Below are 17,753 nucleotides of genomic sequence, written 5' to 3'. Positions count from 1 at the left end.
CATGAACCGAGGACACCGCAACAAGCGCAGAACACTTTACCATGACGAACCGGTCTTGCCCGAATGCGATTGGCCAGACTGTGACGGTCATGGGGAATTTCGTGCGCCCAAAGATCGCAAGCTGAGTGAGTATTATCAGTTCTGCCTCGAGCATGTGCGCGAATACAACAAATCCTGGAACTACTATGCCGGCATGAAGGCCGAAGATATTGAAAGTGACATGCGCCGTGATACGCACTGGCAGCGCCCCACTTGGCAGTTCGGTCACATTCGCGGGTCCAAAAAGCCGTTCAATTTCAAATTCCGGGACGGGTTCGGCTTTTTCAATGAAGACGGCGATCAAACCCATCATGGTCCCGGGGCCGATGACCGGGCGCGCGCAGAGCAAAAACGCAAAAGCGAAGAAGCTCAGCGCCGTGCAGGTGCGCTTGGCATGCCGTCCGAACAACAACAGGCCATGGCGACGCTTGATCTTGGCTGGCCGTTCACCCGAGACGAGTTGAAAACCAAGTATAAGGCCCTGTCAAAGAAGTATCACCCGGACGCAAATGGCGGGGATAAAGTGGCAGAGGAGCGGTTTAAAATGATCAGTGCGGCTTATTCGTCCTTGATGAGCTATATCCGCGATCTTGAATCGCGTGTTTCACTTTGATCCTGAGTGGATTTTTGTTAAATCCGATTGTCGAACCGGCCCGTAGGATGGCTTATCTATTAATCCTTTTGCGGTAATAGAGATTTTTTGCGCATCTTCCCTTTGTGTGATGCGACTTAGCCGCTATTAATGAGCAAGTTTAATGAAACGACCGCGCCACCTAGCGCCGGTCCAAGATAATGCGCGAGTACTTATGAGCCAAGGTTACGAAGCGACAGGTGCAGCAGCCGAACATCCGCTGGACACGCCTGATACCACCATTTCCGTCCGTGATACGTTCGGGATTGATGCCGATATGGACGTCCCTGCCTTTAGTCAGGGCAGCGAACATGTGCCAGCGATTGATCCTACCTATCGGTTTGACCGCGATACCACATTGGCGATTTTGGCGGGCTTTGCCCACAATCGCCGTGTGATGATCCAAGGGTATCACGGCACGGGTAAATCGACCCATATCGAACAGGTGGCGGCACGCTTGAACTGGCCGTGTGTACGCGTGAACCTTGATAGCCATATCAGCCGTATTGACCTGATTGGTAAAGACGCGATTGTTCTGCGGGATGGCAAACAGGTTACCGAATTCCGCGAAGGTATTTTGCCGTGGGCGCTTAAACGCCCGGTCGCGATGGTATTTGATGAATATGATGCCGGTCGCCCGGATGTGATGTTTGTCATCCAGCGTGTTTTGGAAGTGGACGGTAAATTGACCCTGCTTGATCAGAACAAGGTCATTCATCCGCATTCGCACTTCCGCCTGTTCGCAACCTCGAACACGGTTGGCCTTGGCGATACCACTGGCCTTTACCACGGTACCCAGCAGATCAACCAGGCGCAGATGGACCGTTGGTCGGTTGTTGCGACCCTGAACTATCTGTCGGTCGAAGATGAAACCAACATCATCGCCGCCAAGGTGCCAGATTTTGATACGCCCGAAGGCCGTTCGAAAATCGAAGCCATGGTTGCGCTTGCCAACCTGACACGGCACGGGTTTGTTGCGGGTGATATTTCAACCGTGATGAGCCCGCGTACCGTGATCACCCTGGCGGAAAATACCAAGATCTTCGGTGATGTGTCTTATGCCTTCCGCGTAACGTTCCTGAACCGTTGCGATGAAGTCGAACGTCCGATCCTGGCTGAATACTATCAACGGTGCTTTGGCGAAGAACTGCCCGAAGAAGCCATTAATGTGATGGTTCGTTAAGCAGCGATCCCATGGCATTAAAGCAGATCGGCGAGTTGGTTCCCAAGGCGGGTGAGACAATGAAAAATGATGAGGCTCTTTCCGGGTTTTTGCGCGGCACGGCGGCGACGTTTCGCGCGCTTGCCGGGCGTAATGATCTGGAAGTAGGCTTTGTCAAAGGTGGTCGGCCCGGCGGATATGGTGAACACGTCCGCCTGCCAATGCCCAAACAAGCCTTGCCAAAGGGTGAGGTAGCTGATTTACGCGGTGTTGCAGATGGTTGGGCGCTTAAAATGCGCCATCATGACGCCGCTTTGCATGCCCGGCGTATGCCCGAAACCGCCGAAGCACAGGCTGTGTATGACGCACTTGAAACCGCGCGCTGCGAAGCGGTGGGATCGCGGTATTTTCCCGGTGTGCGTAAAAACTTGCACGAACATTTCGAACAGGATTGCCACGCCAAAGGCTATCACCGGCTGACCGCACGCGAAGATGCGCCGTTTGTCGATGCTATCGGCATGCTGGCCCGCGAAATCTTTACTGGCGAAAAAGCCCCTGAATCAGCACAGCCACTGATTGATCTGTGGCGGTCGCATATTGAAGACAAGGCCGGAACCGACCTTGGCGATCTGCGCGATGTTCTTGATGATCAGGATGCCTTTGCGCGCAGCATGCGCCGTTTGCTCGATCATTTGTCGCTTGAAGATGACCTTGGCGATGATTCCCCGCCTGATCAGGATAGCGAGGATGACGAGGAACAAGGTGGCGAAAACGATCCTGATCAGGAGGATCTGGAAAGTCAGGGCGGCCAGCAGGGGCAGAACGACGATTCTGAACCCGATGGCAGTGATGATCAGCAGGACGCTGGCACCGAAGACGCCGAAGCCGGTGAAGGCGATATCGACGATCAGCAGCTTGAAGCCATGTCGCAGGAAGAACAGCCTGCCGGACCGGGTGAACAACCCGAGTTTGATGGTCGCAATGAGCCGCTTGAACGTGGATATGAACCGTTCACGCGTGAGTTCGATGAAATCGTCACGGCTGATGAACTGTGCGAAGGGCTTGAGCTTTCCCGTCTACGGGCCATGCTTGATAAGCAACTGGCGAATTTGCAGAACGTGGTGTCGCGTCTGGCCAACCGGTTGCAGCGCCGCCTGATGGCGCAGCAAAACCGTGGCTGGGACTTCGACCTTGAAGAAGGCATTCTCGATGCTGCCAAACTGGCCCGGATTGTCTCGACTCCATCCACGTCCCTGTCGTTCAAACAGGAACAGGATACTGATTTCCGCGATACGGTTGTTACTCTTCTGATTGATAATTCCGGCTCGATGCGCGGTCGTCCGATTACGATTGCGGCCCTGTCTGCCGATATTCTTGCCCGAACACTTGAACGCTGCGGGGTGAAGGTCGAAATTCTGGGCTTCACCACCCGTCAGTGGAAAGGCGGGCAGTCGCGTGAACGCTGGGTCGAGCAGGACAAGCCGCCAAAGCCGGGGCGTCTCAATGATCTGCGTCATATCATCTATAAGGCGGCCGATACGCCGTGGCGTCGTGCGCGTAAAAACCTTGGTTTAATGCTGCGCGAAGGGTTGCTTAAGGAAAACATCGATGGCGAGGCGCTTCTGTGGGCGCATGAACGCCTGTTGGGCCGGTCTGAACAACGCCGGATCATGATGGTGATTTCCGACGGTGCGCCGGTCGATGATTCAACGCTTTCGGTCAATTCGGGAAATTACCTTGAACGACATTTACGTGAAGTGATTGACTGGATCGAAACCAAGTCACCGGTTGAACTGATGGCGATCGGGATTGGCCATGATGTCACACGTTATTACCAGCGTGCCGTGACCATCAACGATCCCGAGGAACTGGGTGGCGCGATGCTGCGCGAACTCTCAGATCTGTTCGATGAAAAAGGTGCGCGCCAGCCCAAACGTCCAATCCGCCACGTTCCGGCTGATACCGGGCAGGCGCGTGACCGTGCCGCAGGTGATCGCGACCGCTGGTAAATTTCTTGGGGGACGGTGCTGACGCTATGACAGCAATTACCCGATTTGCGCCAAGCCCAACTGGCTATTTGCACCTTGGTCATGCGGCATCAGCACTGTTTTCATTCAGGCAGTCGGGCCCTCATGGCCGGTTCCTGTTGCGGATTGAGGACATCGATCAAACCCGTTGCCGTGCGGAATATCTTGATGCGATTTATCAGGACCTCGCGTGGCTGGGGCTTGAATGGGAAAAACCCGTTCGTGTGCAATCAGATCATTTTTCGGATTATCAAAACGTTCTTGATCGCCTGACGGATATGGGGCTGCTCTATCCGTGTTTCTGCACGCGTAAAGACATTCAGGCGGAAGTCGCCCAGATTGGCAATGCACCGCATGGACCGGATGGAGCGCTCTATCCGGGGACCTGCCGTGCCTGTTCTGCCAACGAACGTCGTGACCGTATCGCCGCAGGTGAAAGTTATGCCCTGCGTTTGGATATGACGGCCGCAGTTGGCCGGGTCGGTCGGGAACTGTTCTGGTTTGACCGTGCGGCGGGGCGTCAGATTGCTACACCGGAAATTTTCGGCGATGTTGTCCTTGCCCGCAAAGAGACTCCGACCAGCTATCATTTGTCGGTGACCCATGATGACCATTTGCAGGGTATTAGCCTTGTTACCCGTGGTGAGGACCTGTTCTTTGCCAGCCACCTGCATCGGTTGCTACAAGAAGTTTTGGGCTATGACGTGCCGGAATATCACCATCATGGACTTCTGACCGGGCCGGACGGCAAGCGATTTGCCAAACGGGATAAATCCAAAACCTTGCGATCCATGCGTGAAGAAGGGCTTGAGCCGTCAGATGTTATCGCGATGACCGATCAGGTTTAAGCAAAACGGCTTTTAGACGCTGTTTGGTCCATTGGTTTCCAGAAGGTCAGGGCGGTCGGTAAACCAGTTTCGAATGAAATCAATCATCAGCCTGTTCTTGACCGGAAGGTTGCCCTGATAAGCATACACAAGGTAGATCGGTCGCAAGGGTGAACGATACCCCTCCAGGGCGGTTTCAAGCCGGCCGGCGTGGATTTCAGGCATCGCGACGTAGCGCGGAAGTCGGGCAACACCCAGCCCCTGCACGGTGGCATTTCGGATAAGCGGGTAGTGGTTTAACCGTAAGTTACCCTGTGCGGTGATCGACTGCGGACCGCTTTGTGAAAAGAACACCCATTTCCGGTCCTTATAATATTGAAAGTTGACCAGACAATTATGATCGGAAAGATCATCCGGTGTTTGCGGTTTGGTGTGGTGTTGCCAATATGCCGGACTGGCGCACACCAGTTCGGATAGTTGGCCCAGCGGGATGGCAACCTGATCGGGATCGTTGGTCAGTCCGGCGCGAATGGCGATATCAATATGCGATGACTGCAAGTCGCGGAACATGTTTTCCAGTTCCATTTCGATCTGGATGCGCGGATGGATCTTTTGAAACGCGACAATAATGTCTTGTAAGAACATCTCGCCAAACGATACCGGCACCGTGATGCGCACGCTGCCAACCGGTTCACCGCGCAGTGCTTCGACGGCTTCAAACGCGGCATCAGCACTTTGGGTGATGTTCTGACAATAGGCCAGAAAAGTCCCACCGATTTCGGTCAGTTCGAGTTTGCGGGTGGAGCGAAACAGCAATTGTGCACCCAGCACACCCTCAAGCCGTTTGACATGCTGACTGATCAGCCCTTTGGACACGCCGGTTGCACGGGCGGCATCGGTAAAGCTGCCCTGATCAATCACCGCGGCAAAGCTGCGCATTTCGCTAAGATAATCTTTCATTGTTTAATATATTAAACAACATGTTTGAAAATTGCCAGATTATCGGCGGAACTGTTTTGTGAAATCCTTCATTCATTGGAAATTCCACATATGGAGAATGAGAATGAAGGTACTATTGATTGGGGCATCGGGGATCATCGGCAAAGGCGTTGATGCCGAACTGTCCGCACGTCATGACATTATTCGTGCATCGCGCAACAGCGGCGATGTGACAGTTGACCTCAAAGACCCGGCATCGATTCGTGCGATGTTTGAAAAAGTCGGTGCGGTTGATGCGGTGGTGTCAACAACCGGCAAGGTCCATTTTGGGGATTTTGCCGACATGGACGAGGAAAAATACCGTATCGGGATTGATGACAAACTGTTCGGGCAGGTCAACCTTGTGCTGATTGGCCGGGATTACGTTGCCGACAATGCGTCTTTCACGCTGACCACCGGTATTTTGTCCCGGGACCCGATCCGCTATGGCAGTTCGGCATCAATGGTTAATGGTGCAATCGAGTCCTTTGTTAAAGCTGCGGCAACTGAAATGAAGCCGGGCCAGCGTATCAACGCGGTAAGCCCGGGTGTGATCCTTGAGGCTATGGAAGGCTACGCAGCCTATTTCCGCGGGCATGATCCGGTGCCTGCGGCGAGCGCGGCACTGGGGTATGCCAAGTCGGTCGAAGGTCTTCAGACGGGTCAGGTGTTTGAAATCTTCTGATTTTGATTGGGTTCAGACCCTAGTTACACCCGAACAGTCGCGCTACTACGGGGCTGTTCGGGGATTCTTCGTGAATGAAATCAAAACCTTGTGACTTTTGCTGGGAAGTCCTTATTTCCGCTCTTTTTACGGGTGCGTTGTTTGTATATTCGCTCTGGCTTGATTTAGTACCTATGTATAGGATCATAGATACGTACGATGAAGTAGAGGCGAAAAGTACTGATGGATCAAAAAGCCACCAGTTTGGTCAAAAGGTTCGCAAAGCGCTTTGTCGATCCGGATGTCGGTCACGAAGCAGATAAAGATCTGATCGGCAAGGTGCGCCGGGATCAGCTTGATCTTGCATATCGCAATAGCTGGGCGAACATTCTGGTCAACCTTGCCGCAGGGGCAGGGCTCTTGGTGATGTTCTGGGTGCAGGGCGAAGTTGTCCTTAACACCTTGCTTTGGTTCGCCGCCGTTCTGGCCGTGTGTGTTGTGCGTTTATGGTCGGGTTTCCGGTACTATAAGGTACGTCAGCAAACGCCTGAACTTGATGATCGGGATTATAAACACTGGTATCAAGAATATGTCGCCGGTGTGCTGGTTGCTGTTGTGCTGTGGGCGGTGATTGGGGGGCTGCAAATCCCCAATGTACGTAGCGAAAGTCAGTTTTTGACTCTGATTATTTTTTCCGGTCTTGCGGGGGGTGCCACCGGCATACTTGCGCCGATTTTCATTGTCGGACGCATATATCTGGTCATTTTGTTGCTCCCTCCAGCCATTCTTTTGCTCGCGATGTCGGGGCTCAATTACATTTTGGCCATTCTGGCGATCATATTCCTGTTCGTCATGCTGTTTACCCATCGTAACAACCATGTCGTTCTGTTTCGGTCCCTGATCCTCCATCACCGCAACGAGGGGCTGGTCGAAGATTTACGGCACAAGAACCGCATTACCGAAGACTGGAATGCCAAGCTTGAAGCCCGTGTGGCACAGCGTACGGAGGAACTCCGCAATCTGGTGGTCCACGATACGTTAACGGGGCTTTTGAATCGTGACGGAATTGTCGAATGGTTTGATGAGGTCTGTGGCCGGGGAGGGGATCTTGATTTTGCCGTTCTGTTTATTGACCTTGATCATTTCAAACAAATCAATGACGGGCTAAGCCACGCAATCGGCGATGAAGTGCTTCGCGTCGTTGGTGCGCGGTTGCGTCAGTTTGGTGGGCCACAACATGCTGTTGGCCGTTGGGGTGGGGATGAATTCCTGATGGTGCTGGCGGCCCCGATTGATGATCTTCACTCGCTGGTTATGGCAACCATCAAAAAGACCCGTGACTCGGTCAATCAACCGATCAACATTTCCGGTCATACCCTGCATGTTGGTTTTAGCACCGGTGTCGCCTTTGCCACCGGCCATAATCCGGGCATTTCCGAACTGATCCACTGGGCTGATCTGGCGGCTGCGGAGGTCAAACGCGAAGGCCGCGGCAACGTACATAACTATGACAGCACGCTTCTGGTCGAACAGGAACGGCGCTTGAACATCAATCAGGCGCTCCGTCGGGCTGTGCAGGGAAATGAGTTCTATCTTGCATATCAACCCGTAGTCAGGGCGAAGGACGGCGCCATCACCTCGTATGAGGTTCTGCTTCGTTGGAACAGTGCCGAGCTTGGAGCCATCACGCCGGATGAATTCATTCCAATCGCCGAAGAATCGGCTCAGATCGTCGGGATCGGTGAGTGGGTGTTGCGTGAAGCCTGTGCGACGCTCAACAGCTGGCAGGACATTTCACCGACAACCAAGGTTGCGGTCAATGTCTCCATACGCCAGATCGTTGTGCCAAACTTTGCCCGGATGGTCGAAGGTATCCTGCGTGAAACAGGACTCTCGGCAAACCGTCTGATTCTTGAGGTCACGGAATCCATTTTCGACCAACGCCAAATCATGCTGATTGCCGATGTTTTGTCGGTTCTTCATGACATGGGCATTGAAGTTCACATTGACGATTTTGGAACGGGGTATTCATCCTTGTCACGGTTGCATCAAATCCGGGTGGATGCGGTTAAGATCGATAAGTCGTTTGTCCTTAAAATGGATGAAAATGCCCGTGTTGTGATTGAAGGTGCGATTTTGATCGCGCATCGCTTTGGTCTTAACGTCATTGCCGAGGGTGTCGAAACCGATCAGCAGCGCGCAGAACTGGCAGGCATGGGGGTCGATGCCTATCAGGGATACTTCTTTGCTCGCCCGGCCAAGGGCCCTTGTTTAGATCCGCACTGGCAAGCTAAAAAGTCATCAGTCTAGGGTCCTGACCCTAAGACGTCTGTAGAACGCAAAACGGCCTGCCATAAATCATGGCAGGCCGTTTGTTTCTTGTCGTGCAACCAGGTGCGCGGGACTAGCGGCTGAAGTCAAACAGGACGACGAAGACAACGGGCACGAGTGCCAGTGCGACATAAATCCAGGCCGATGCGATCGGTATGCCGAAATGGGCCAGAACAAAGCCAACCAGATACAAGACCAGCCCGATAACCGCGACCAGCAGAATTCCCAAGAGGGGAAGGGACACATTGCTATCTGTTTTCATTTCGCACCTTGCTTTGAAAGATAATCTTCAATTCTGTGAGGATAAAGCTATCAGCACATGCACGTCGTTACTTTGATCCGTGTCAATTTCCAGTCGGGTCCCCGGGCGACCTGCGATGTCTGACTTTATATATATGCTCTCTGGCGGGAGAATCGGTATATGCGGGCGTTGAATTTGGTCGATTTCCCCTAAAAACATGGCTGTGATGTTGTCGCGCTGGTTTGAAAAGAGGCTGATTCCTTGCGGTTGAGTTGGGGAAAATACGGCCCATACCCAAAATTGGTGGCAAAACACACCAGATCGGCGTTTTTGTCGCGTAATTGCGTTGATGAAGGCTTGACGGCATTGGTCAGAGGCGGTAATAACCCGGCTCCAAGCGCGGGCCTGCGTGTTCAGGCCAAGCGTCCTTTTGCGAATTTATAGACCAGGAGATCAGGTCATGGCACGTCGCTGCCCGGTATCCGGCAAAGGCGTTTTGGTCGGCATGAATGTGAGCCACGCCCACAATCGTACCAAACGTCGTTTCCTCCCGAACCTGCAGCCGACTTCGCTGCTTAGCGAGTCGCTCGGTCGTTCGGTGCGTATGCGTCTGACCACCAATGCTGTCCGCACCATCGAAAAACGTGGTGGTCTGGATGCGTTTTTGCTCAGCACTGCAAATGCAAAGCTTCCGGCTGATTTGGTGAAAATCAAACGTCAGGTTGCCAAAGCTGTTGAAGCAAAAGCTGCCTAATCAGGCTTCTGCTTTACACATAGATTTTACGAGGGCTCGCTTCTGGCGGGCCCTTCGTTTTTTCTGAATATATCTGGCTTGGTTTTAAGCTGCATGAATTGCCGCACCATCATGGATGGGCGGCTTTTTTTGTGGCTGCGATATTCGCGCTGTCGCCCGGCTTTTCTTGGCTTGAGCCGGTGTGCGAACACGTAAACGCGACTCGGCGGAACACGGTCTTTGCGCTTTTGTAAAATTGGTTTATACTTTGCTCTATCAGTGGTTTATGTGGCCGCGTCGCGCCAGGTTGTGGAACGTCACGATATCTTCATCTTCCAAGATTCCCGAACCTGCTAAATAAAGGAAGCGACTCGGTAAACACGGTGGAGCGAATGGTATGCATTTATCGCCCAATGTGTGTCCTGCACTTGTTCTTAACGCCGATTTCCGGCCGTTGAGTTACTTCCCGCTGTCTCTATGGTCCTGGCAGGATACGCTCAAGGCGGTCTTTCTTGATCGCGTTAATGTTCTGTCGGAATATGATCGCGAAGTTCATTCGCCATCCTTCACAATGAAGCTTCCCAGCGTTATCTCGCTCAAGGAATACGTTCCGCTTAAAAGCAGTCCGGCCTTCACACGATTTAACGTGTTCTTACGTGATCAGTTTTCCTGTCAGTACTGTAATGATCGTCTGCCGACCAATGAGCTGACATTTGATCATGTCATTCCGCGGTCACGTGGGGGACGTACCAACTGGGAAAACATCGTCACGGCCTGTTCGACATGTAACCTGTTTAAAGGCAGTCGATCGGTGCGTGAGGCAGGCCTGCGACTGCGCAGGACGCCGGGACAGCCCACGATGCACGAACTCCAGCATACAGGACGCCGTTTCCCGCCAAACTATCTTCATGAAAGTTGGCGGGATTTTTTATACTGGGATACCGAACTGGAATACGATTTCTAAGCTGTGTGGTGTCGCGTGAAACAAAAAAGCCGACGGAATACGCTCCGTCGGCTTTTTAAATGGTCGTAGCTGTGATCTATGCTGCGATTACCAGTTCACAGTCAATTTCAGAAGAGCACTACGTCCTTCAGCATATCCACAAGCGGTTATCGAACTACAGCCTGCGACATATTCTTTGTCGAGAAGGTTGGAGACGTTCAAGCTGAGGTCCCATTGATCCTTAAGACCATAACCAATCCCGGCATCAAACACCGTGGCTGAGGGTACTTCGTTCTCGTTGCTCTCGTCAGCATAGGATGCTCCTTGATAACGAGCGCCACCAATCAGGCGAAGTCCCTCAAGGGTACCTTCGCTAAAGGTATAGTCGAGGCTCAGGCTTGCCATTTCTGTTGGAACAGTCACCGGCTGTTTGCCGATAAGGCTCCGATCTTCTTCTTCGGTGATTTCGAGGTCGTACGCAGTTGCACTTGCAGTCAGGCGGAGTTCTTTGGTCAGATTGGCTTTGGCCTCAAGCTCAATCCCCTGTGAATGTACTTCGCCCAGTTGGCGTTCATTCTGGAACGTACCTGTGATTACGTTTTGTCGTGTTAGATCGAATGCCGCAACGGTGAACAGGCCATCAAAGTTCTGCGGAACATACTTCAGTCCAGCCTCATATTGTTCGCCAGTTTCGGGGCGATACACACCATTGGCACTTGATCCCAGAACAGGGTTGAAGAAGGTTGCTGCGCTGACATATGGGGTCAGGCCCGAGTTGAAGGTATAAGCAATACCAGCCCGACCGCTCCACTCTCCCTCGGACTCACTGTAGTTGTTGTACGTCGAAATGGGGTCGTCAGCATCGGTAGAAATGTAGTCATAGCGCCCGTTCAGTGTTGTAATCCATCCATCGCCAAATCTTATCTGGTCTTGTGCATAAAACCCTATTTGGTTCATGACAATGTCCTGATCCAGATAGGCGCTACGTGCAATCTGTGAGGTGCCATGAACCGGATTGAGCGGATCAATATCGGTACCGGCGCCAGATGATTCTTTTCGGCTCATGTCGAACCGTTTCATATCGATGCCACCCAATAGGGTATGATCCAGATTGGCGGTGGAAAACTTCTGTTCGAGTTGGTTGTCCAGACCGATCGTGGTCATTTCGGTTCGGTGTTCAAAGCCCCAGCGATCAAGATCGTAGTTGCTACCGCTTGGGGCAGAGCCGCCAACGGCGTATCCGCTGGGATAGTAATAGATTTCGTGAATGTCGATGTGGCCTACACGTGCGTTCTGGCGGAAGGTGAGATCATCATTGATGTCGTGTTCAAGTTCGTAGCCCACCATGGCCTGACGACGCATATCTTTATCGAGGTTTGGTTCTGTAAAGTTGGTGTCAGGGTCAATTTTGCCGTAGGGCGCATCCACCACAGTGCCATTGTAGGGCAGGAAGCCAAGGCCACCATTATGCTGGCCATCGACAAAGGTGAAACTGCTGAGCAGGGTTAGGCTGGTATTGTCATTTGGGGTCCAGAGGAAAGTTGGCGCGATTGAGCCCTGAAATCCCTCATTCTCGTCAACTTGTTCTTCGCCATTGGTAAACTGACCTGTTACCCGATAGGCGGCGTCGTTGCTGAGCCGTTCGCTGATATCGACACCAGTGCCTAACTTTCCGGTGTCGGTTACCGATAGTTCAAGCTTATGTAAAGGCTCATCGGTCGGGCGCTTGCTGACATAATTAACCATCCCACCGGGGTTTGTTCCCCCATAGAGGACAGAAGCTGCACCACGCAAAACCTCAATACGCTCAAGGTTGTAATCCTCGATCATGAATGCGCCAAAGCCATAAGCGTAATTTTGCAACCCGTCTAGGTAGGTTCCTGTTTGTGTTGCATCGAAACCGCGAATGTAGATCCAGTTGGTGTCTGTATCAGAGCCATATGGCTGGCTGAAAACGCCCGCTGTGTAGCGTAGCGCCTCGTCAACCTTATCCACACCGCGGTTCTCCATTTCCTCACGGCCAATTACGGATACTGACTGCGGAATTTCTTCTATGGGTGTGTCGGTTTTTGAGCCGGTGCTTGACTGTTTGGCAACGTAACCTTCTACGGGCGCTTTGGCGCTGTAGCTTTCAGTTTCAATGACCAGAGCATCAAGGGTGACGTCCTGTTGTGAAGCTTCATCACTTGATTGCGCCCGCGCAAAATCGGGGGCAGCAAACACCAGTGCGACTGCTGTACCAAGCAAAAGGGTCGTCGACAGTTTCTGTCGTGTAAAACGCATTTGGTAATTCCCTGTGTCGGTTGTCTTTTACGACGACCAGCTTGGCGGGAACCTGCGGGCCATCTTCCATGATGGCTTTTCGATATCACGTCAGAGGGGTGTGAATATTGAACTGGATTTAGGTGTATTGAACGAATTTTGGTTTAATTTCAGGCGGTGGTTTCTTTGCGCCATGCACCGGGGGTGGTTCCGACGATCCGGCGGAAAACACGGGTGAGGTGGGCTTGGTCAGCAAAGCCGACGCTGGCGGCAACATTGGCAAGCGACGCGCTGCTCTGGCTTAGAAGGTCCATGGCGCGTTCGACCCGTGCCTTCATCTGCCATTGTTGCGGGGGCATGCCGGTTGAGGCGCGAAATGCCGAGCAAAAATAGGACTGGGAAAGTCCGGTCAGCTGGGCAAGTTCATCCAGACGGATGGTGCGACCGCAATTTTGTTCAATATAGGCAACCGATTTGCGCAAGTGATGCGGCGCAAGTTTGCCGCGTTTGCGCGGTAAGGTCTCGGCCTTGCGCGGTTCAAGCAAGGCAGCGGTCAGGGCGGTTACAAGCCCGTCGCCGTAAATCTGCGGCCCGGACATGCCGTTTTCAAGATCATCGGCAATCAAGCGGACCAATGCATTGATGCGCGGGTCGCAAAACCCGATGCGCGGGGTTTCCAGTGCGGTACGATCAACCGTTGTGCCAAGACTGGTTTCAATCGCGTCGACATCAAGATGGATATCAAGATGACGCAGCCGGCATTTGCCGAGAATTTCAGAAGAAACTTCCATGCCCGCTGGAATGTAAGACAGGCATCCCTGCCCATGCTGATCCTGACAAAGATCATCACCCGCAGCCTTGACCTGAACGCGGGCGTCGCCAACACAGTCAAGAAAGGCAACCAGACGCGGGGCTTGCGAAATGTATGTCCCGCCAGCTTCCTGTTCGCATTCGACATGCCATAGATCGGTGATGGCGGCATTCCAGCGACGGAAACGCAGATCATCACGAAGGGAAATACCTTCGATCTGACTGGTCATGTGTGGATGGAACGTGCTGTCGTGCAATTTAGCTCAGGTCCGTGTGGTGTAAAAAAATCTCGTGCGAAATCGCCAAGAATCGCTGACCGAATATAACCGGGAATATCCTGCAAACAATAACAATTCGCATTATCAATCGAGTATTTGTTCATTTTGCGAGGGGTTGTTCCCTTTTTAGGTGTGTCGTGTTGTGAAAGCACCCGCCTGAGGTGTCGGGCGGGTTTCGACTGTGCGTAAACCGCTATCACATCAAAGGTGTGATTTTGGGTGGCTTATTTCTTCATCCAGCGTGACGGTGCGATCAGGCAAAAGACCGTCAATGCCGCAGAAAAGAACAAATTGACCGTAGGCATGGTGATACCAAACAGTTTCCAGTCGATCTTGTCACAGCGGATAATCGGCTGCGCCATGAGTTGCGCCTTAAGGTCGGCAACTGAACTCGCCCCGCTTTCAACGCCGCCGCACATGGCCGGACCCTGCCACCAAAGTTCTTGTACGCCGACGTGATAAAACGCAATTGCGGTGCCGACTGCAAACGTAATGCCACACAGATAAACAACAAACCGCGCGGCAGCCGGAAAGTGCAGCAGCAATAACGCAATAACCGAAAGTCCCGCGACACCATAAAATGGTACGCGTTGATACAGGCATAAAACGCACGGCAGAAGCTTCTGGACATATTGCGCATAAAAGGCAAAGCCAAGGCTGCCAACCGATACCAGAAAAAGTGCGATCGGTGGAAAGGCTGAAATAGTGCGGGTGCGGTACTGTTTCATTATCAAGAGGTCCGTATTGCGTGGATGCTGTTTTGGGTGGGGAGGGCCTTAACCATGCGGCACAAGTTTGATCGCGGCAAAGCCACCAATAAGAACCACAACAAATATGGTGAAAAGGAGGCCCAATCGCCGTTCGATAAAATCGCGAATGGCCGGACCGAACTTCCAAATCAGGGCGGCAATGACAAAGAACCGCAATCCACGCGCAAAGATCGAGGCAACGGTAAAGACAACAGGATCAAGGGCCGTAACCCCCGACAGGATCGTGATGACTTTATAGGGGAACGGCGTCACACCGGCGATAAATACGGCCCAGGCACCCCATTCGTTATAATAATCGCGGAATTGATCAAACTTTGCGGCATAACCATAAAGCTGAAGAACGGGCTGGCCCACGGTTTCAAACAGGAAATACCCGATGCCATAACCAACCATCCCGCCAAGAACCGACCCCACAAGACAGATCAGCGCATAGCGCCATGCCTTGGTCGGGGCGGCAATAATCATCGGGATCAGCAGAATATCGGGTGGGATTGGAAAGACCGAACTTTCAATCGCAGCAATAAAAAACAATGCCAATCCCGCATGGCGGTGGGCGGCAAGGTTCATGGTCCAGTCATACAGGCTGCGAAGCACGGCGGGTGCGCCCTCTAATCTAAGCGTTGTTTTATGAGTTGATCGAAATTCGATATGTGCCGGGTTCGTACCCGCAAAAGACGCGCCGATCAAAGCGTATTTTGCCCTTAATCGCAACGCTGCAGTTCATTGTGGACCGGATCCTTGCATTTTTGCATAAACCCCCATTGACCCCACGAAAATTACAGCTATTATCCCGCCCGTCGATGGGGGGTGCAGCACGCACCCATATAGCCTGCCCCTGTGGCGGAATTGGTAGACGCGGCAGACTCAAAATCTGTTTCACTTAGTGAGTGGGAGTTCGATTCTCCCCGGGGGCACCATCACACTTTTCCTTGCTTTCAGCGATTTGATAATCGCGCCAAAAAAATCTCATTCCGCCTATACGGGGTTTAATGTGGGGCCGAGTTAGTGTCCCGGACCCGCAGGTCGTTATTTTGCGATTACTGTTTTCGCTCTTGCGACGATTGCCTCGGTGGTGATGCCGAACTCGGCGTAAAGGCGTTCAGCCGGGGCCGATGCACCGAAACCGGGCATGCCAATGACATCTGCTTCGCGATCGACATAGCGTGTCCAACCAAAGGCTGAGGCAGCTTCAACCGCGATGCGTGGTGCTGAGCCCAGTACTTCTTCGCGATAGGTTTCGGGCTGTGCGTCGAAAAGTTCCCAGCACGGCATTGAGACGACCGCCGATGCGTATCCTTCTGCTTGAAGAATCTCTGCGGCCTCAACCGCCAGTGAGACCTCCGTACCGGTGGCGAGAAGTGTTATGTCACGTTCCTTGCCAAACTCGCGGATAATATAGGCACCGCACCGGGTGAGGTTTTCAGATCCGGCTTGGCGCAGTTGCGGTACGTCCTGACGGGAGAGTGCCAGCAGAGATGGCGTGCCCTCTGACCTTACCGCAATGTCCCAGGCTTCGAGTGTTTCGATCGCATCCGCCGGACGGAAAACGTTGAGGTTGGGAATGGCGCGCAAAGATGCGAGATGTTCAACAGGTTGGTGTGTCGGTCCGTCCTCTCCAAGACCGATGGAATCGTGTGTCATGACATATGTCACGCCAAGTCCCATCAAGGAGGCAAGGCGGATGGCGTTGCGGGCATAATCAGAAAACACCAGAAAGGTACCACCATATGGCTTGAGCCCGCCATGCAATGCCAGTCCGTTCATCGCGGCGGCCATGCCAAATTCACGCACCCCATAACCAATATACCTTCCGGGATTTTCGGCCGTGAATTGGCCGTCAACAGCCGGGACGCGGGTCAGGTTTGAGCCGGTGAGGTCCGCACTGCCACCGATCATTGCGGGGATGGCTTCAGTAAGGTGTTCAAGGGCGATTTGTGAGGCTTTCCGGGTTGCAACCGTCTGTGGTTTTTCAAAAAGGCTGGCACGTGCCATTGCCACTGCACGTTCGTATGTTTCTGGAAGATGTCCTGCGACGCGGGCGGTAAAGCTTTCTGAATGCTCCGACGCGGCCAATTTGGCTTCCCAGGCTATCCGGGCATCGGTGCCGCGTGTGCCGATGGCATGCCAGTTGGCGGCAAGCTGGGTCGGGATTTCAAAGGGCGTGGAATCCCATCCCAAGTTTGCCTTGGCAAGTGCGCCTTCTTCTTCGCCAAGCGGGGCACCATGTGCCTTGGCGGTGCCTGCACGGTTGGGAGAGCCAAAACCGATTGTCGTTTTCATGGCAATGAGGGATGGGCGCTTGGTTTCGGCTTTGGCTGCTGTCATTGCTGCGTCCAAGGCTTTTGCATCATGTCCGTCACACGTGATGACGTGCCAGCCGCATGCTTTTAAGCGAGCCGGGATATCTTCTGAAAATGAGATTGATGTTGGGCCGTCGATGGTGATGTCATTGTCATCATAAAGCAGATTGAGCTTGCCAAGGCCAAGATGCCCCGCGAGTGAAATTGCTTCCTGACCGATGCCTTCCTGAAGGCACCCGTCGCCGAGCATCACCCAGGTACGGTGATCGACAAGATCTGGGAATTCTGCGGCGAGTGCACGTTCAGCCAGCGCCATGCCAACGGCGGTTGCAAGACCCTGTCCGAGGGGGCCGGTCGTGGTTTCAACCCCTTTTGCATGACCCCATTCGGGATGACCGGCTGTGATGGAGCCCCACTGACGGAAATTGCGTATCTGATCAAGAGTCATGTCGGCATAGCCCGTCAGATGCAGCAGCCCATAAAGCAGTATTGATGCATGGCCATTCGACAGGATGAACCGGTCACGATCCGGCCAGTCGGGTGCTGACGCATCAAATTTCAGGTGTTTGCGAAAGAGCATTGTCGCCGCATCCGCCATGCCCATCGGGGCGCCCGGATGCCCGGAATTGGCCGTGTTCACAGCATCAATGGCAAGGGCGCGCAGACAGTTGGCCAGTGCGAAGTTTTCAGGGTCTTTGGCGGCTGCGGCCGCGATTTGTGATTGATTGTTCATAAGGTCCTCCTCTGTCTGAAAGCT

General features: G+C 53.2%; 15 protein-coding genes and 1 tRNA gene. 9 read left to right on the top strand and 7 right to left on the bottom strand.

All coding sequences use genetic code 11. The features are described 5' to 3' along the window. Position 1 precedes the first annotated feature (1 nt). The 4 genes from AMM48_RS12665 (at position 2) to gluQRS (ending at position 4,707) form a co-directional block, all read left to right on the top strand. Positions 2-652: a DnaJ domain-containing protein gene (locus AMM48_RS12665; RefSeq protein ID WP_022731561.1), complete on the top strand. Its 651-nt coding sequence runs from the start codon at positions 2-4 to the stop codon at positions 650-652. A 193-nt stretch (positions 653-845) separates the two neighbouring features. After that, positions 846-1,853, top strand: coding sequence for a cobaltochelatase subunit CobS (gene cobS / locus AMM48_RS12660; protein WP_102784337.1), 1,008 nt, complete (start codon positions 846-848; stop codon positions 1,851-1,853). A gap of 11 nt (positions 1,854-1,864) precedes the next feature. Further along, positions 1,865-3,841, top strand: coding sequence for a cobaltochelatase subunit CobT (cobT, locus tag AMM48_RS12655; RefSeq protein ID WP_347876285.1), 1,977 nt, complete (start codon positions 1,865-1,867; stop codon positions 3,839-3,841). Between the two features lie 26 nt (positions 3,842-3,867). After that, positions 3,868-4,707, top strand: coding sequence for a tRNA glutamyl-Q(34) synthetase GluQRS (gene gluQRS / locus AMM48_RS12650; protein WP_102784336.1), 840 nt, complete (start codon positions 3,868-3,870; stop codon positions 4,705-4,707). A gap of 12 nt (positions 4,708-4,719) precedes the next feature. On the opposite strand, the gene AMM48_RS12645 is transcribed toward gluQRS, so the two are convergent. Beyond that, on the bottom strand, positions 4,720-5,646 hold the full coding sequence (locus AMM48_RS12645) for a LysR family transcriptional regulator (RefSeq protein ID WP_102784335.1): 927 nt from the start codon (positions 5,644-5,646) through the stop codon (positions 4,720-4,722). Positions 5,647-5,749: 103 nt separating this feature from the next. Here AMM48_RS12645 and AMM48_RS12640 point away from each other — a divergent pair, with 103 nt between their 5' ends. Continuing rightward, positions 5,750-6,349 carry a short chain dehydrogenase gene (locus AMM48_RS12640; RefSeq protein ID WP_102784334.1) on the top strand — a complete coding sequence of 200 codons (600 nt, stop codon included), beginning with the start codon at positions 5,750-5,752 and terminating at the stop codon, positions 6,347-6,349. Between the two features lie 222 nt (positions 6,350-6,571). Further along, entirely contained in the window at positions 6,572-8,638 is a 2,067-nt protein-coding gene (locus AMM48_RS12635; protein ID WP_102784333.1) for a bifunctional diguanylate cyclase/phosphodiesterase, read from the top strand. A gap of 94 nt (positions 8,639-8,732) precedes the next feature. Here AMM48_RS12635 and AMM48_RS12630 read toward each other — a convergent pair whose 3' ends face one another. Further along, the gene (locus AMM48_RS12630; RefSeq protein WP_244271219.1) at positions 8,733-8,903 is read right to left on the bottom strand and encodes a hypothetical protein; all 171 of its coding nucleotides are present in this window, start codon (positions 8,901-8,903) and stop codon (positions 8,733-8,735) included. Between the two features lie 457 nt (positions 8,904-9,360). On the opposite strand from AMM48_RS12630, the gene rpmB reads away from it, so the two are divergent. Both rpmB and AMM48_RS12620 read left to right on the top strand, forming a co-directional pair. Continuing rightward, positions 9,361-9,654: a 50S ribosomal protein L28 gene (gene rpmB, locus AMM48_RS12625; RefSeq protein WP_022731553.1), complete on the top strand. Its 294-nt coding sequence runs from the start codon at positions 9,361-9,363 to the stop codon at positions 9,652-9,654. Between the two features lie 376 nt (positions 9,655-10,030). Then, entirely contained in the window at positions 10,031-10,597 is a 567-nt protein-coding gene (locus AMM48_RS12620; RefSeq protein ID WP_102784332.1) for an HNH endonuclease, read from the top strand. An 87-nt stretch (positions 10,598-10,684) separates the two neighbouring features. Here AMM48_RS12620 and AMM48_RS12615 read toward each other — a convergent pair whose 3' ends face one another. The 4 genes from AMM48_RS12615 to AMM48_RS12600 form a co-directional block, all read right to left on the bottom strand. Then, the gene (locus AMM48_RS12615; RefSeq protein WP_102784331.1) at positions 10,685-12,859 is read right to left on the bottom strand and encodes a TonB-dependent siderophore receptor; all 2,175 of its coding nucleotides are present in this window, start codon (positions 12,857-12,859) and stop codon (positions 10,685-10,687) included. 149 nt (positions 12,860-13,008) lie between these two features. Continuing rightward, the gene (locus tag AMM48_RS12610) at positions 13,009-13,878 is read right to left on the bottom strand and encodes an AraC family transcriptional regulator (protein ID WP_102784330.1); all 870 of its coding nucleotides are present in this window, start codon (positions 13,876-13,878) and stop codon (positions 13,009-13,011) included. Between the two features lie 272 nt (positions 13,879-14,150). Further along, the gene (locus AMM48_RS12605; protein ID WP_102784329.1) at positions 14,151-14,654 is read right to left on the bottom strand and encodes a disulfide bond formation protein B; all 504 of its coding nucleotides are present in this window, start codon (positions 14,652-14,654) and stop codon (positions 14,151-14,153) included. A gap of 48 nt (positions 14,655-14,702) precedes the next feature. Beyond that, entirely contained in the window at positions 14,703-15,290 is a 588-nt protein-coding gene (locus tag AMM48_RS12600; protein WP_102784328.1) for a YqaA family protein, read from the bottom strand. Between the two features lie 237 nt (positions 15,291-15,527). Between AMM48_RS12600 and AMM48_RS12595 the strand changes: the two genes are divergently transcribed. Continuing rightward, a tRNA-Leu gene (locus AMM48_RS12595) sits at positions 15,528-15,613 on the top strand. 109 nt (positions 15,614-15,722) lie between these two features. Here the strand turns inward: AMM48_RS12595 and tkt are convergent. Beyond that, complete coding sequence (gene tkt, locus AMM48_RS12590) at positions 15,723-17,729, bottom strand: transketolase (protein ID WP_102784327.1); 2,007 nt, start codon at positions 17,727-17,729, stop codon at positions 15,723-15,725. Positions 17,730-17,753 lie beyond the last annotated feature (24 nt).

The sequence above is a fragment of the Thalassospira sp. GB04J01 genome, assembly GCF_000751115.1.
In the GTDB taxonomy this organism is placed as follows: Bacteria; Pseudomonadota; Alphaproteobacteria; order Rhodospirillales; family Thalassospiraceae; genus Thalassospira; species Thalassospira lucentensis.
The sequence above is the reverse complement of the archived record's forward strand: the minus strand, read 5'-3'. Positions and strand labels throughout refer to the sequence as shown.

What these genes read in the sequence shown, in the direction of transcription:
- AMM48_RS12665 (WP_022731561.1), top strand. Translation starts at nt 2, where the DNA reads ATGAACCGAGGACACCGCAACAAGCGCAGAACACTTTACCATGACGAA.
- cobS (WP_102784337.1), top strand. Translation starts at nt 846, where the DNA reads ATGAGCCAAGGTTACGAAGCGACAGGTGCAGCAGCCGAACATCCGCTG.
- cobT (WP_347876285.1), top strand. Translation starts at nt 1,865, where the DNA reads ATGGCATTAAAGCAGATCGGCGAGTTGGTTCCCAAGGCGGGTGAGACA.
- gluQRS (WP_102784336.1), top strand. Translation starts at nt 3,868, where the DNA reads ATGACAGCAATTACCCGATTTGCGCCAAGCCCAACTGGCTATTTGCAC.
- AMM48_RS12645 (WP_102784335.1), bottom strand. Translation starts at nt 5,646, where the DNA reads ATGAAAGATTATCTTAGCGAAATGCGCAGCTTTGCCGCGGTGATTGAT.
- AMM48_RS12640 (WP_102784334.1), top strand. Translation starts at nt 5,750, where the DNA reads ATGAAGGTACTATTGATTGGGGCATCGGGGATCATCGGCAAAGGCGTT.
- AMM48_RS12635 (WP_102784333.1), top strand. Translation starts at nt 6,572, where the DNA reads ATGGATCAAAAAGCCACCAGTTTGGTCAAAAGGTTCGCAAAGCGCTTT.
- rpmB (WP_022731553.1), top strand. Translation starts at nt 9,361, where the DNA reads ATGGCACGTCGCTGCCCGGTATCCGGCAAAGGCGTTTTGGTCGGCATG.
- AMM48_RS12620 (WP_102784332.1), top strand. Translation starts at nt 10,031, where the DNA reads ATGCATTTATCGCCCAATGTGTGTCCTGCACTTGTTCTTAACGCCGAT.
- AMM48_RS12615 (WP_102784331.1), bottom strand. Translation starts at nt 12,859, where the DNA reads ATGCGTTTTACACGACAGAAACTGTCGACGACCCTTTTGCTTGGTACA.
- AMM48_RS12610 (WP_102784330.1), bottom strand. Translation starts at nt 13,878, where the DNA reads ATGACCAGTCAGATCGAAGGTATTTCCCTTCGTGATGATCTGCGTTTC.
- AMM48_RS12605 (WP_102784329.1), bottom strand. Translation starts at nt 14,654, where the DNA reads ATGAAACAGTACCGCACCCGCACTATTTCAGCCTTTCCACCGATCGCA.
- tkt (WP_102784327.1), bottom strand. Translation starts at nt 17,729, where the DNA reads ATGAACAATCAATCACAAATCGCGGCCGCAGCCGCCAAAGACCCTGAA.